Below are 14,703 nucleotides of genomic sequence, written 5' to 3' on the forward strand. Positions count from 1 at the left end.
GGGGGATACGTGTACGGAAAACCAAATACCAGGCGGAATTTTGAAGCGGTCGGCGGATTGCTGGGTTTTGTCGGGATGAGTGTCGTTGCCGGTGTTCTCGTGGCGGCCGCGGTTACTCCCGCCCTGGGCCTCTCCGGCCTTGCTGCGACAAACGCGATCACTGTTTTCGAGAACCTGCCCGATTACCTGAAGATCGACCAGCTCTCGCAGAAGAGCAACATCTACGCGACCACGAGCACCGGCGCCCCCTACCTCATGGCCTCGTTCTACGACCAGAACCGTGTCGAGGTCGCCTCGGATGCGATCAACCAGTTCGTCAAGGACGCCGCGACCTCCGGTGAAGACCCCCGGTTCTACGACCACGGCGGCATCGACCTGCAGGGCACAGTGACCGGGATCGTCACGACTGTCGCCACCGGTGATGTTCGCGGTGGGTCTTCGATCACCCAGCAGTACGTGAAGAACGTGCTCGTGCAGAAGTGCGAAGTGCTCACGGATACGCAGAAGAAGTCGGACTGTTATGACGCCGCGATCGCCAAGACTCCTGATCGCAAGCTCAAGGAGATGCGCCTCGCGATCGGCGTGGAGAAGAAGTACGCGAAGGACGACATCCTCCGCCAGTACCTGAACATCACCGGCTTCGGCGGCACCGTCTACGGCATCGAGTCCGCCGCGGAGTACTACTTCGGTTCGACGGCGGCGACGCTGACGCTCCCGCAGGCCGCGAGCCTCGTCGCGATCGTGAACAACCCGGTCAAGTTCCAGCTCGACCAGCCCGACAGCGAGACCAACGGCGCCGCGAACGGCTACGCCGCGAACAAGGACCGCCGCGACTACATCCTCGACCAGATGCTCAAGTACGGCAAGATCAACCAGGCCGACCACGATGCCGCGATCGCCACGGCCATCGAGCCCAGCATCCACGTGCCCTCGACCGGCTGCCAGACCGCCGGCGGCAGTGCCTTCTTCTGCGACCTCGTCGTGAATACCCTGCAGAACGACCCGACCTTCGGAGCCGACGACACCACCCGGATGGCCAACTTCCGCCGCGGCGGGTTCAACGTCTACACGACCCTCGACCTCGACATGCAGCAGGCCGCCGAGGCCACGATGAAGGCCAACGTTCCTGACACCTACCCCGGCTGGGACGTCGGTGGCGTGATCGTCAGCGTCGGAGTCGGCACCGGCAAGGTTCTCGCCATGACGCAGAACAAGGACTACAGCCAGGACCCGGATGTGCCGATCACCGGGTCGAACCTGACCGGGATCAACTACAACACCAACGTCGACCAGGGCGGTTCCCACGGGTTCCAGCCCGGATCGACGTACAAGGTGTTCACCCTCGCCGAGTGGCTGACCGAGGGCCACTCGCTCAACGAGCGGGTCGACTCCCGGCGCAAGGCCAACTGGGGCACCTTCCGCGACAGCTGCGCGACCGGCGGCACCGTGAGCTTCCCCGGCTACAACCCCAAGAACGACTCGAACGAATCCGGCGCCAACTACAGCGCCCTGCAGTCGACGATCGGGTCCATCAACACCGGCTTCATCGGCATGGCCAAGAAACTCGACCTGTGCGGCATCCGCAAGACCGCCGAGGCCTTCGACGTCACGCGCGCCGACGGCGCCCCGCTCGAGCAGGGTGCCTCAGCGGTGCTCGGCACCAACGAGGTCGCGCCCCTGAGCATGGCGGTCGCCTTCGCCGGCATCGCCAACAAGGGCACCACCTGCAGCCCGATCGTGATCGACCACATCACCGGCTCCGACGGAACGGCGCTTGCCGTTCCGCAGTCGGCGTGCCACCAGTCGGTCGATCCGAACGTCGCCGCCGGCATGACGACCGCGATGCAGCAGGTCATGGCGAGCGGAACCGGATCCGCCTCGTTCAAGGCGACCAGTCCGAAGTCGCCGATGATCGGCAAGACCGGGACCACAGACGGCAACAAGGACACCTGGATGAGCGGGGCGAGCACGACCGTCGCCACCGTCGCCGGCGTGATGAGCGTCACGGGTGACAGGGATCAGCGCACCACCTCCTTCAACGGCCAGCAGGCCGCGACGGCACGGCATCGGATGTGGCCGGACGTGATGAGCGTCGCGAATGCGAAGTATCCCGGCGTTGCCTTTCCCGCGGCCTCCGGCGCGGTGATCAACGCCGCCCAGGTGTCCATTCCTGACCTCCGCGGCAAGAGCCTCAGCCAGGCGCAGTCGACCCTGGAATCCGCAGGCTTCCTCTTCGTGAATGGCGGAACCATCGACTCCGAGCTGCCTGCCGGCGTTGTCGCGAACACCGAGCCCGGTGGGGGAGCAAGCGCGGCCCGCGGCGCTGCCGTGACGGTGCGCACGAGCAACGCCGCGCTCGTCGTCGTACCGGACGTCTCGGGCAAACGTGAAGTCGAAGCCCGCGCCGCCCTGTCGAACTTCACCGTGGTGAAGAACGAAACCGATGTGAAAGACCCCGCTCTCGTCGGCACGGTCGTCACGACGTCGCCACCGGCCGGCAGCGCCGCCAGACCTGGGGATGCCGTCACGATCGTCGTCGGCCGGCTGGCCGCCGCGGGAGGCTGAGCCGGCGCACTGTCTGCGCTCACTTCGGCGCGAGGAGAAGATCAGCTGCTGGGCCCGCGAGGCTCCCGGCCGGACAGGACCCCGGCGAACAGCAGGGTGAGCACACCGGCCACAGGCACGACGAGCAGGCCGAGCCGGAGCGAGGACGCGTCGGCGATCGCGCCGACCACGGGCGGCGAGACGAGGAAACCGACCCTGAGAAGCCAGGCGAGGATCGTCAGCCCGGAGCCAGGGCGGAAGCCAGGAAGCTCGTCCGCCGCATGCATGGCCGCCGGGATCAGGGTCGCGACCCCGAGTCCTGCGAGGCCGAATCCGACCACGGTGCCCAGGACCGACGGGACCAGGAGGGCGCTTCCCATGCCGACACAGACGATCACGCCGCCCGTTCTCGCGACCGCGCGCTGGCCGAACCGGTCGACGAGCCGATCGCCGAGCATCCGCCCGATGAACTGCATGCCCTGGAGCGCGATGAAGCCGAGGCCCGCGACGAAGGCTGATGCGCCGAGGTCGACGGAGAGGTAAATGGCCGACCAGGAGCTGCCGGCGTCCTCGACGATGGCCCCGGACGCCGCGATGAGCACGAGGGCGAGGAGCACCGCGTATTTCGCCAACACGCCCACCGCTCGTCCGGTGCGCGTCTGCACGCCGGCCGAAACATTGGCGGCACGCGTCTCGTCCGGTTCGGGGCCGGACAGGAGCATGCGGTACGACAGCGCGGCCAGGAGGCTGAACAGCACGGCGGAGAGCGTGAGGTGCACGGCCAGGGGAATGCCGAGCCCGGCGGCGAGGGACCCGAGTGCGCCGCCGGATACCGCACCGATGCTCCAGACAGCGTGGAACGAGTTGAGGATGGAGCGTTTGTACAGTCGCTGCACCCTCAGCGCGTGTGAGTTCTGGGCGACGTCGGTGATCGAGTCCATCGCGCCGGCCAGGAACAATCCGGCCGCGAGCGGAAGCCAGGCCGGGGCCACCCCGGCAAGCAGGATGCCGACCGCGGTGAACACCGTGGCGACGATCGCCACCCGGGAGGAGCGGAACCGGCGCACGAGCATCCCGGCCGTCAACCCGGCGATGAGCGCGCCGAGCGGGTATGCGGCGACCGCGAAGCCGAATTCCGCGTTCGTGAGGCCGAGGTCGGCCTTGATCTGGGGATAGCGCGGCAACAGGTTCGCAAAGATCGCACCGTTGGTGAAGAAGAGCACGCCGACCGCTATGCGGGCACGGCGGGCCGCTACCGGCGGCCGCGAGACCGAGGCAGGGGAGGAGCCGCCCGGACCTGAGGTCTCCGCGGTGGTCTCGCCCGTGGTCTCATCCGTGCTCTCAACGTTCACGGTCGAAGGCTACAGGCTTGCGGCAACGCCATCCGCTGGCGGGCGCTGGAGGAGCTCGATCAGCAGGATCGCGACGAGGGCGGTGACGGCGGTGCCGATGATCACGCCCGGCGACAGCGGGCGGACGAACAGCACGACGGCCCCGGCCACAAGCGCAACGACGACCCGCGCGTATCGCCGCACGGAGTACAGCCAGACCCCGAACGGTCCCGTGGTTCCTCCTCGACGTTCCGCCGACGAGCGGATGCTCCTGGCAGAGTCCACGGTCAGCCGGCGGACCACGATCGCGCCGCGGAAGGGCCCGGCCAGGTACGCCACCACGGCGACGGTCACGCCTGCGGTCCCCACAGCCAGCGCCGTCGCGCTGATGAACGGCACGATCGCGTCGTAGGTGGCGAGTGCGGCATCCCGGGGCAGGTACTGCGGCGAGACGGAGCCTGCGAAGAGGATGCGCCCGACGGAGATTCCCGTCGCCAGCACGGCCATCGAGAGCGCGAGCAGGAGACCCGCCCAGATCAGCGCCCGTGCCTTCCGCCTGGCCACGACGACACCGGCCGCCAGGAGGACCAGGCTCACCCACGGCAGCACGAACCCCAGGACGTCGAGGAGCTGGTAGGCGACCCGTGCCTGGACAAGGGAGTCGGACTGGGCGACCTGGATGGTGCGGTTGATCTCCGGGATCCGATCGGCGAGAGCGAAGCCCTGGGCGACAAGGGCGCTCTTCACCGCGGCGATGAGCGGCGCCAGCTGGATGCCGACCTCACCCTGGGTTCCGATGGTGAGCGGCCCGCCCGTATCGCCCTGAAGCGCCGCGATGACCTGGGAATGACTGACCCGCAGGGTCTGCTCCCAGATGTTCGCGAAGGCGTCCGAAGCGATCAGCCGCTGTGTCGCCGTGCGGACCAGCGACCGCGCACCCTCGATGGCCGGCTGCTTGAGCAGGCCGAGGGCTGTCTGGGCCCTCGGCGGCAGGTTGAGCTGGGCGATTCCGTCGAACAGGTCCGTTGCGATGCTCTCGAAGTCGACCTGGTCGTCGATCACCGTGGAGATCTGGTCAACGAGGAACGCCTGGAATGCCGGGTCATCCGCAAGAGGCGACAGGGTGGCCACGAATCGGCCGGTGTCGGTGACCTCGGTTTTGGTCCACGCGGCGACGACGGCGACCGGGGCGAGAATGACGCCGACGGCGATCAGGAGCGCGGCAAAGAATGCGCGCAGCCGGAGCGATGCCTTGGTGGGTTCAGACACGCCGGGAGTGCTCGGCGGTGCGGGCTGCAGCCGGGCCTGCAAGTGCGCGACCTGGGCCGAAAGTCGTTCGATTTGCTGCTCGGGGGTTTCGATCTGCGCCATCGGGTCCGTGCCTCTCGAGAGTGCGCGCCACTCTCCGGCGCAGGCACATTATGGCGCGGTCCGTCGGATTCGGCACGGAAATCCGCTAGGCTTACCCCCGTGAAGGGGAGTATCCCTCAAAGCCCACTGGGTTTAGTGATCTGATCGTCAACACGGACCGCGGTGCAGGGGTTCCGGTCGGATCGGCGGCATCTTTTGTCGCGGGAGAGACTTTCAGGTTCTCTGCCTGCCCTCCCTCTCCTCGAAAGGCCCCTCCGTGGATCTCGCCCTTCCCCTCTGGTTCGAAATCGGCTCCCTGGTCATCCTGACCCTGGTCCTGGTCGGCGACCTGCTGATCGTGTACAAGCGCCCGCACGTGCCCTCGATGCGCGAGGCCAGCCTGTGGGTCGTCTTCTACGTCGTGCTCGCCCTGCTGTTCGCGCTTGCGATGCTGCTCCTGGCCGATGCCGAACACGCCGGTCAGTTCCTCGCCGGCTGGCTCACCGAGTACAGCCTCAGCATCGACAATCTCTTCGTCTTCGTCATCATCATGGCGAGATTCTCCGTGCCGCGGAAATACCAGCAGGAAGTACTGATGGTGGGCATCATCATCGCGCTCGTCCTGCGCCTGATCTTCATCCTTCTCGGGGCGTCCCTCATCGAGAACTTCAGTTGGATCTTCTACATCTTCGGCGCTTTCCTTCTCTATACGGCCGTGCATCAGGCCGTCGCCAAGGAACCGGACGCGAACGAGGCCGACAACGCGTTCGTGAAGATGATCCGTCGCCGCCTGCGGATCTCCCCGACCTTCGACGGTTCGAAGATCCGCACCACCGTCAAGGGACGCCGGGTCTTCACCCCGATGCTGATCGTCTTCATCGCAATCGGCACGACGGACCTCGTGTTCGCCCTCGACTCGATCCCCGCCATCTTCGGGATCACGACGAGCCCGTTCATCGTGTTCACGGCCAACGTCTTCGCCCTGATGGGACTCCGGCAGCTCTACTTCCTGCTCGGCGGCCTGCTCGAACGGCTCGTGTACCTCAAGTACGGCATCGCCTTCATCCTGTTCTTCATCGGAGTCAAGCTCGTCTCGCACGCGCTCCACACCAATGAGGTCGCGTTCATCAACGGCGGCCATGGTGTGGGCTGGGCGCCGGAGATCGACACCTGGACGTCGCTCGGCGTGATCGTGGTCTCGATGGCCGTCGCCACGGTCGCGAGCCTGATCAAGGCGAACCGGGACGCCCGCGCCCGCGGCCACAGTCTCGGCGAGGAACTGTCGCTCACCACGAAGGAATAGCGCGGGCGCGACGTGTCCTGGCGGCGCGAAAAGTTCCCCCGAATTGGTACCGTGGGTCTCTGACGCCTCGTCGAGGCGCGATCGGGTCGGCTCGGAACACGCGCCGCAGCACGAGGGAGTACCGGCTTGGTCCAGAGCGCAGACACGATGACCCTCCCAACGGTGACGGTCTCGTTCACCGTCGGCGCGCGCAGCGAGGTCGGCCAGGTCCGGCAGCTCAATGAGGACAGCTTCATGGCGCACTCTCCGGTCTTTCTCGTGGCCGACGGGATGGGCGGGCACGCCCACGGCGACGAGGCGAGCCAGACCGTCCTGAGAGTCTTCGAAGAACACATCGAGGCTGGCCGTCCTTCAACCCCCGAGCGCATCCTCGACGCCATCCACTCGTCCAACGACGCGGTACGCGACCTGAGCGGCGCGGAGGACTTCGGAACCGCGGTGAGCGGCACGACGCTGGCCGGGGTTGCCTTCGTCGATGCCGGTGCGGACATCGGCCTGCACTGGATGGCCTTCAACGTGGGCGACTCCCGCATCTACACGTGGGACGGGGTTCACCTCGCCCAGCTGTCCGTCGACCACTCCGCGGTGCAGGAACTCGTCGACGCGGGACTGATCACGCCTCGGTCCGCCGAACTGCACCCCGAACGGAACATCATCACGAGGGCGATCGGAACCGATGAGTTCGTCGACGCTGACGTCTGGCTCGTGCCGGCATCCGGTCACCGTGCCTTCCTGATCTGTTCCGACGGCCTCACCAAGGAGCTCGAGCCTGACGACATCTCGAGGCTCCTCGCCGAGCAGCAGGCCAACGGCCAGCAGGCCGTTGTGGACGCCCTCGTCGACGAGGCGCTCGCGCGCGGCGGGCACGACAATGTCACGGTCGTCTTCGTCGAATCGGTCGTGTCACCGTCGTGACCTTCGGCGAAGACTCGGCGCGAAGTGTTAGCCTGTCCGGGTGCTGTTCGGTCGACTCCTTCTTATCTGCCGCGACGAGTCCCAATTCTGAGGCCTCCCTCGTCGCGGAGACTGTCGTTGGCTGCCATCAAATCTTGAGGAAGACGCACACACATGACTAAAGCATCGATGTCCGGCGAACGCCCGCGGACCCTGGCCGAGAAGGTCTGGGACAAACACCTGGTCAGCAAGGGTTCCGACGGAACCCCGGATCTCATCTACATCGACCTGCACCTCGTGCACGAGGTCACGAGCCCGCAAGCTTTCGATGGGCTGCGCCTCGCCGGCCGGCCGCTGCGCCGACCGGACCTGACGATCGCGACCGAGGATCACAACACTCCGACGCTCGCCATCGACCGGCCGATCAAGGACCTGACGAGCCGCACCCAGATCGAGACGCTCCGCCGCAATTGCGAGGAATTCGGCGTGCGGCTGCACTCGCTCGGTGACATCGAGCAGGGCATCGTGCACGTCGTCGGACCCCAGCTCGGGCTCACCCAACCGGGCATCACCGTCGTCTGCGGCGACTCGCACACCTCCACGCACGGCGCCTTCGGGGCGATGGCCCTCGGCATCGGCACGAGCGAGGTCGAACACGTCATGGCCACCCAGACCCTGCCCCTGCAGCCGTTCAAGACCATGGCCATCACCGTCGAAGGCGCCCTGCGCCCCGGCGTCACCGCCAAGGACGTCATCCTCGCCGTGATCGCGAAGATCGGCACCGGCGGCGGACAGGGCTACGTGCTCGAATACCGCGGCAGCGCCATCCGCGCCCTCTCGATGGAGGGCCGCATGACCATCTGCAACATGTCGATCGAGGCGGGCGCCCGCGCGGGCATGGTCGCACCGGATGCGACGACGTACGCCTACCTGAAGGGTCGCGCCCACGCGCCGGCCGGTCAGGACTGGGACGACGCGGTCGCGTACTGGGAGACCCTCGCGACCGATGAGGGCGCCGTGTTCGACGCGGAGGTCGTTCTCGACGCCGACACCCTCGAGCCCTTCGTGACCTGGGGCACCAACCCCGGCCAGGGCGTCTCGCTGAGCGAGACCGTGCCTGACCCGGCCGACGTCGCCGACGCCAACGAGCGCGCCGCCGCCGAGCGCGCCCTCGAATACATGGACCTCGCGGCCGGCACTCGTATGAAGGACATCCGGGTCGACACCGTGTTCCTCGGCTCGTGCACCAACAGCCGCGTCGAAGACCTGCGTGCCGCCGCCGACATCGTGCGCGGGCAGACGCTCGCCCCCGGCGTGCGGATGCTGGTGGTCCCCGGGTCCGCCCGGGTTCGCATCGAAGCGGAGGCGGAAGGCCTCGACAAGGTCTTCACCGATTTCGGTGCCGAATGGCGATTCGCGGGCTGCTCGATGTGCCTCGGCATGAACCCGGACCAGCTGGCCCCCGGCGAACGCTGCGCCTCGACGAGCAACCGCAACTTCGAGGGCCGCCAGGGCAAGGGCGGCCGCACCCACCTGGTCTCCCCGCTCGTCGCGGCGGCCACCGCCATCCGCGGCACGCTGTCGAGCCCGTGGGACCTCGTCGCGGACGGCCTCGTCCCCGCCGACGCGATCCCGGCCGAACTGGCCCCTGCTGCGGCACCGGCACTGGATGGAGCACTCTGACCATGGACAAGTTCACAACCGTCACGGGCATCGCCCTGCCGCTGCGCCGCTCCAACGTCGACACGGACCAGATCATCCCCGCCGTCTACCTCAAACGCGTCACCAAGACCGGTTTCGAGGACGCGCTCTTCGCCGCCTGGCGAACGGACCCCGAATTCGTGCTGAACCGGCCGGAGTACGCGGGCGCGCGCATTCTCGTCGCCGGCGCGGACTTTGGCACGGGATCGTCTCGCGAACACGCCGTCTGGGCGCTGCGCGACTACGGCTTCGACGTGGTGCTCTGCCCCCGGTTCGGCGATATCTTCCGCGGCAATGCCGGCAAACAGGGCCTCCTTGCCGCGCAGATCACCGAGGACGATGCCCAGAAGCTCTGGAGCATCATCGAGGCCGACCCGGGAATAGAACTCACCGTCGATCTGGTTGCGCGTACAGCACGCGTCGGCGATTTCACAGTGCCATTCCAGGTCGACGACTACACCCGTTGGCGCCTGCTCGAAGGCCTCGACGACATTGGCCTGACCCTGCGTGATGAAGCGCGGATCGCAGAATTCGAATCCCATCGGGAGCCGTGGCGGCCCCGTACTCTCCCCGCAAGGCAGGTAAATTTGTGAGTACCATCAGCGAGATCGCCCAGAATCGTGAAGACGCAGCCGTGAAGGCGCAGCTCCTCGAAGACGAACAAAACCGTGAGAACGCACAGAGCTGGGGGGCCGCTGTGGGGCTGAAAGGCGACAAGATCACGATTCGCGGCGGCATCCCGCTGATCGGCCGGATCGAACTCAAGGGCGCGAAGAACCTGGTCACCAAGGCCATGGTCGCCTCCCTGCTCGGCGAGAGCCCGAGCATCCTGAAGAACGTGCCCAACATCAGCGACGTGCGCATCGTGCGCGAGCTGCTCGCGGTGCACGGCGTCAAGGTGACCGACGGGCCAGAGCCCGGAGAACTCCTGCTCGACCCCGTCGACGTCGAGAGCGCGCACTTCGCCGCGATCGACGCGCACGCGGGGTCCTCCCGCATCCCGATCCTGTTCTGCGGACCGCTGCTGCACCGCCTCGGCGAGGCGTTCATCCCCGACCTCGGCGGCTGCCGCATCGGCGACCGGCCGATCGACTACCACCTCGAGGTGCTGCGCAAGTTCGGCGCCGTCGTCGACAAGCAGCCCAACGGCATCCGCATGTCGGCCCCGAACGGCCTGCACGGGGCCAAGGTCTCCCTCCCGTACCCGAGCGTCGGGGCGACGGAGCAGGTCCTGCTCACCGCCGTACGCGCCGAGGGCATCACCGAGCTCAAGGGCGCGGCGATCGAGCCCGAGATCATGGACCTGATCAACATCCTGCAGAAGATGGGTGCGATCATCACGGTCGACACCGACCGGGTCATCCGCATCGAGGGCGTCGAACGACTCGAGGGCTTCAACCACCGGGCGCTCTTCGACCGGAACGAGGCCGCGAGCTGGGCGGCAGCCGCGCTCGCGACCGACGGTGACATCTTCGTCGGCGGCGCACGCCAGTCCGAGATGCTGACCTTCCTCAACGTGTTCCGTAAGGTCGGAGGCGCCTTCGAGATCCACGACGACGGCATCCGCTTCTATCACCCGGGCGGCGACCTCAAGCCCGTCGTCATCGAAACGGATGTGCACCCCGGCTTCATGACCGACTGGCAGCAGCCGCTCGTGATCGCCCTCACCCACGCCCACGGCGTGTCGATCGTGCACGAAACCGTCTACGAACAACGCTTCGGCTTCGTCGACGCCCTCGTCGAGATGGGCGCGACGATCCAGATCCACCGCGAATGCCTCGGCGGCCACCCGTGCCGCTTCGGACAGCGCAACTTCAACCACTCCGCCGTCATCGCGGGGCCGACGAAGCTGCACGGCGCCGACATCGAGGTTCCCGACCTGCGCGGCGGCTTCAGCCACCTGATCGCGGCGCTCACCGCCGAGGGCACCTCGACGGTCAGCAACGTGGGAATCATCAGCCGTGGCTACGAAAACTTCATCACGAAGCTGCGGCTGTTGGGGGCGGACTTCGATCTCGAAGGATAATGGCCCTGTGCCAGTCAATGGAGCAAGTCCGTCATCCGAACCGTCCGTCGAACCCGATCCGTCCGCGAAACCGGTGAGGGTGCGCAAGGAAACCACACAGCCGTCGGTGTTCTGGATCCTCGCGACGATCGTGCTCCCTGCGGTCAACCTTGCGGTGCGGTACCGGGTGACCGACGTCCGGAAGTTCCCGCAGACCGGGGCGTTCGTGCTGTCGCCGAATCACTTCAGTGAAATCGACCCGATCGTCGTCGGCGCACTCGCGTGGAAGCTCGGGCGTGCTCCCCGGTTCATGGCGAAGGCATCCGTCTTCAAGATCCCCGTACTCGGCTGGCTGCTGCGCAAGTCCGGCCAGATCCCCGTCGAACGGGGCGGGGTCGCGCGTGGCAACGAACCGGTCAAGGCCGCCAGGCGGCTCGTCGAGCGCGGCCAGATGGTCATCGTGTACCCCGAGGGTTCGCTCACCCGCGACCCCGAGCTCTGGCCGATGCGCGGGAAGACCGGTGCCGTGCGGATCGCACTCGAGCAGGGCATCCCGATCGTGCCGATCGCCCACTGGGGCACCCAGGACCTGATGCCGCGGTATTCGAAACGGATCAGCCCGTTTCCCCGCAAGACCATCCACGTGAAAATCGGCGATCCGCTGTCCTTCGACGAGTTCAAGGGACGCAGCCTCGACACGGCGACCCTGAACGAGGCCACGGCCATCCTGATGGATGCCATCACCGGGCTCCTCGAGGACCTCCGCGGCGAGAAGGCCCCGGCGAAACGCTGGAACCCCTCCGAGCACGACCAGAAGGAGACCGGCCGTTTTGAAGGCTAAACAACGGCAGGGTGTCCCTGTCGGTACGCGCGTCGCCGTGCTCGGAGCGGGAAGCTGGGGGACGACCTTCGCCAAGATCCTGAGCGACGGCGGCGCCGACGTCGTGCTCTGGGCCCGCCGGCCGGAACTGGCCCGCGAGATCACGGAGGGCCGGAGGAACAGCGACTACCTTCCCGGCATCAACCTCCCGATCGGCCTCCGCGCGACCCCGCACCTCGACCAGGCCCTCGCAGGAGCCGAGCAGGTCTTCATCTCGGTCCCGAGCCAGTCGCTGCGGGAGAACCTCGTCCTGATGGAACCGTTCCTCGAGCCCGACGCCATCCTGGTGTCGCTCATGAAGGGCGTCGAACGCGGCTCCGGCCAGCGGATGAGCCAGATCATCGAAGAGATGCTGCCCGTCGACCCGCACCACATCGCCGCGATCTCCGGACCCAACCTCGCCCTCGAAATCGCCAGGGAGCAGCCGACGGCCGCCGTGGTGTCCTCGACGAGCCTCGAGACCGCCCAGGCCGTCGCGATCCTCGCGACCAACAGCTACTTCCGCTCCTACGTCAACACCGACGTGATCGGCACCGAATTCGGCGGCGTGCTGAAGAACCTCATCGCCGTCGCGATCGGCATCGTCGACGGTGTCGGCTACGGCGAGAACACCAAGGCCTCGATCATCACCCGCGGCCTCGTCGAGATGACCGACTTCGCCGTCGCATACGGCGCCCAGCCGGAGACCCTCGCCGGCCTCGCCGGCCTCGGCGACCTCATCGCCACCTGCCAGTCCCCGCTCTCCCGCAACAACACGGCCGGGCGGCTCCTCGGCCAGGGCTACAGCATCGCGGATGTCGTCAAGCAGATGCAGCAGACCACGGAAGGCCTCGCCTCCGTCGGACCGATCCTCGATCTCGCCAGGGCCAAGGGTGTCGACATGCCCATCGTCGAACAGGTGCGGCAGGTGCTGGCCGGTACGCTGAAACCGCGGGACATCGCCCCTCACCTCACCACGGATTCGGCGGAACCGCAGGGCGAAAGGACAATTGATGACGGACAAGCTCACGGTAGCGCTGCTCTTTGGGGGTCGGTCAAGCGAACACTCGATCAGCTGCGCCACGGCCGGCGGAGTCCTGGCGGCAATTGACCGGTCGCGTTACGACGTGATCCCGATCGGGATCACCCGCGACGGCGCGTTCGTGCTCGAAGCGGATGACCCGGCGCACTTCGCGCTCGGATCCTCGGCAGCGGAGCTTCCCGTCGTCACCGACAACGGCAGCCGGGTGCACTGGCCGGAATCGTCCCTCGACCGCACGCTCCGTGTCGTCGACGCCCCCGGCGCCGCAGCCCGCGTGCTCGGCAGCGTCGACCTCGTCTTCCCGATCCTGCACGGCCCGTACGGTGAGGACGGCACCATCCAGGGTCTCCTCGAACTCCTCGGCCTGCCGTTCGTCGGATCCGGCGTGCTCGCCTCGGCGCTCGGGATGGACAAGCACTTCACCAAGACCGTTTTTCAGCAGGCCTCCCTTCCGGTCGCACCGTGGCGCACGATCACTGCGGCCGACTGGGCCGAAGCGCCGGGAATGGCCTACGCGGCCCTCGCCGAACTCGGGCTGCCCGCCTTCGTCAAGCCGGCCCGCGCCGGGTCGAGCGTCGGCGTGAGCCGGGTCACAGACCCCGCCGAGCTGGTCCGTGCCATGGAGACCGCCCTCGCGGAGGACGACAAGGTCCTGATCGAGGCGGGCCTCGTGGGCCGCGAACTCGAGGTGGCCGTGCTGCAGGGCCGTCCGGGGGAGCCGTCGCGGGCATCCGTCGCCGGAGAAGTACTCGTCACCGGGCGTGACTTCTACGACTTCGACGCCAAGTACCTGGGGGCAGCGGGCATCGAACTGGTGTGCCCTGCGGCCCTGACCCCGGCCGAGCTCGCCGAGATGCAGCGGATGGCGATCCGGGCGTTCGACGCCATCGACGGCGCCGGGCTGGCGCGGGTCGACTTCTTCCTGACTGACACCGGCTGGGTCATCAACGAGATCAATACCATGCCCGGCTTCACGCCGATCTCGATGTTCCCGACGTGCTGGCTTCAGAGCGGCTACACCTATCCCGCGCTCATCGACGAATTGATCTCAGTCGCGCTCGCCCGCCGCGGCGTCCCGGCGCGGGACCCGCTTCCTGCCTGATCAGGGGCGGCAGGCGTCGTTCAGGGCGCGAGGGTTCCGCCGTCGGTCGGCAGGGTCACGTCGGCGGCCCCGAGGCACTTGGCCGTCGCGGGGATGACCGCCATCACGGCGGCCAGGTCGACGAGCACCGTCGAGCCGCTGACCTTGCCAGAGTCGATGACGACCTCACTCGCCGGGGTGCGGCCGTAGGTCGTGTACCGGTAGAGCGGAGCGGCGGAGTCGTCTTCGATCCAGTCGATGCCGTTGACGTTGAGGCACGGCAGCGTCGTGGGGGCAGGCACCGCGACGCCGCAGTGCAGCAGCACGGCGGCCGGGCTGCCCCACGCACCCGTCGCCTGGGCGTTCGTTTCGCGTTCGGCCTGGTCGGCGACGAGCGTCGGCAGGTGAACGACGACGTCTGCACAACCGGGGTTCACTGCGTCCGCCGCGGGTTCGAGGGCGACGCTCGCCGTGCATCCGCTCAGGAGCACGACGCCGGCCAGGGCGAGCGTCGACGTGGCGAGACTGCGGCGGGTACGGGAGCGGAGAGACATTCCATTCAGGCTACCGTTTGAAGATGACCACTGCTGCGA

12 protein-coding genes are annotated in these 14,703 nt (G+C 67.4%); 9 read left to right on the forward strand and 3 right to left on the reverse strand.

The features are described 5' to 3' along the window. Window positions 1–75: 75 nt before the first annotated feature. Window positions 76–2,565, forward strand: a complete 2,490-nt coding sequence (locus tag E3O50_RS13305; RefSeq protein WP_241975533.1) for a transglycosylase domain-containing protein — start codon at window positions 76–78, stop codon at window positions 2,563–2,565. Between the two features lie 41 nt (window positions 2,566–2,606). Here the strand turns inward: E3O50_RS13305 and E3O50_RS13310 are convergent, their stop codons facing one another. Further along, on the reverse strand, window positions 2,607–3,779 hold the full coding sequence (locus tag E3O50_RS13310; protein WP_241975543.1) for an MFS transporter: 1,173 nt from the start codon (window positions 3,777–3,779) through the stop codon (window positions 2,607–2,609). A 126-nt stretch (window positions 3,780–3,905) separates the two neighbouring features. Next, the gene (locus E3O50_RS13315; RefSeq protein WP_134447522.1) at window positions 3,906–5,246 is read right to left on the reverse strand and encodes a hypothetical protein; all 1,341 of its coding nucleotides are present in this window, start codon (window positions 5,244–5,246) and stop codon (window positions 3,906–3,908) included. Between the two features lie 256 nt (window positions 5,247–5,502). Here E3O50_RS13315 and E3O50_RS13320 point away from each other — a divergent pair, with 256 nt between their 5' ends. The 8 genes from E3O50_RS13320 to E3O50_RS13355 all read left to right on the forward strand — a co-directional run bounded on the left by E3O50_RS13320 (window position 5,503) and on the right by E3O50_RS13355 (window position 14,131). Next, window positions 5,503–6,528, forward strand: a complete 1,026-nt coding sequence (locus E3O50_RS13320) for a TerC family protein (protein WP_134447524.1) — start codon at window positions 5,503–5,505, stop codon at window positions 6,526–6,528. Window positions 6,529–6,654: 126 nt separating this feature from the next. Then, window positions 6,655–7,443, forward strand: a complete 789-nt coding sequence (locus E3O50_RS13325) for a protein phosphatase 2C domain-containing protein (protein WP_241975532.1) — start codon at window positions 6,655–6,657, stop codon at window positions 7,441–7,443. A 168-nt stretch (window positions 7,444–7,611) separates the two neighbouring features. Beyond that, entirely contained in the window at window positions 7,612–9,105 is a 1,494-nt protein-coding gene (leuC, locus tag E3O50_RS13330) for a 3-isopropylmalate dehydratase large subunit (protein ID WP_134448057.1), read from the forward strand. A 2-nt stretch (window positions 9,106–9,107) separates the two neighbouring features. Next, entirely contained in the window at window positions 9,108–9,716 is a 609-nt protein-coding gene (gene leuD, locus E3O50_RS13335; RefSeq protein WP_134560776.1) for a 3-isopropylmalate dehydratase small subunit, read from the forward strand. Window positions 9,717–9,820: 104 nt separating this feature from the next. After that, entirely contained in the window at window positions 9,821–11,149 is a 1,329-nt protein-coding gene (gene murA / locus E3O50_RS13340; protein ID WP_134448059.1) for a UDP-N-acetylglucosamine 1-carboxyvinyltransferase, read from the forward strand. 79 nt (window positions 11,150–11,228) lie between these two features. Further along, complete coding sequence (locus E3O50_RS13345; RefSeq protein ID WP_241975531.1) at window positions 11,229–11,969, forward strand: lysophospholipid acyltransferase family protein; 741 nt, start codon at window positions 11,229–11,231, stop codon at window positions 11,967–11,969. Next, on the forward strand, window positions 11,959–13,098 hold the full coding sequence (locus E3O50_RS13350) for an NAD(P)H-dependent glycerol-3-phosphate dehydrogenase (RefSeq protein WP_241975530.1): 1,140 nt from the start codon (window positions 11,959–11,961) through the stop codon (window positions 13,096–13,098). The genes E3O50_RS13345 and E3O50_RS13350 overlap by 11 nt, the downstream gene beginning before the upstream one ends. After that, window positions 13,001–14,131 (forward strand): D-alanine--D-alanine ligase family protein, encoded by a 1,131-nt coding sequence (locus E3O50_RS13355; protein WP_134447530.1) that lies wholly within the window; start codon window positions 13,001–13,003, stop codon window positions 14,129–14,131. The genes E3O50_RS13350 and E3O50_RS13355 overlap by 98 nt, the downstream gene beginning before the upstream one ends. A 20-nt stretch (window positions 14,132–14,151) precedes the next feature. On the opposite strand, the gene E3O50_RS13360 is transcribed toward E3O50_RS13355, so the two are convergent. Further along, window positions 14,152–14,664, reverse strand: coding sequence for a DUF3515 family protein (locus tag E3O50_RS13360; protein WP_134447532.1), 513 nt, complete (start codon window positions 14,662–14,664; stop codon window positions 14,152–14,154). Window positions 14,665–14,703 lie beyond the last annotated feature (39 nt).

It is taken from the genome of Cryobacterium sp. MDB1-18-1 (genome assembly GCF_004402735.1).
Classification (GTDB): Bacteria; Actinomycetota; Actinomycetes; order Actinomycetales; family Microbacteriaceae; genus Cryobacterium; species Cryobacterium glucosi.

What these genes read in the sequence shown, in the direction of transcription:
- E3O50_RS13305 (WP_241975533.1), top strand. Translation starts at nt 76, where the DNA reads ATGAGTGTCGTTGCCGGTGTTCTCGTGGCGGCCGCGGTTACTCCCGCC.
- E3O50_RS13315 (WP_134447522.1), bottom strand. Translation starts at nt 5,246, where the DNA reads ATGGCGCAGATCGAAACCCCCGAGCAGCAAATCGAACGACTTTCGGCC.
- leuC (WP_134448057.1), top strand. Translation starts at nt 7,612, where the DNA reads ATGTCCGGCGAACGCCCGCGGACCCTGGCCGAGAAGGTCTGGGACAAA.
- leuD (WP_134560776.1), top strand. Translation starts at nt 9,108, where the DNA reads ATGGACAAGTTCACAACCGTCACGGGCATCGCCCTGCCGCTGCGCCGC.
- E3O50_RS13355 (WP_134447530.1), top strand. Translation starts at nt 13,001, where the DNA reads ATGACGGACAAGCTCACGGTAGCGCTGCTCTTTGGGGGTCGGTCAAGC.
- E3O50_RS13360 (WP_134447532.1), bottom strand. Translation starts at nt 14,664, where the DNA reads ATGTCTCTCCGCTCCCGTACCCGCCGCAGTCTCGCCACGTCGACGCTC.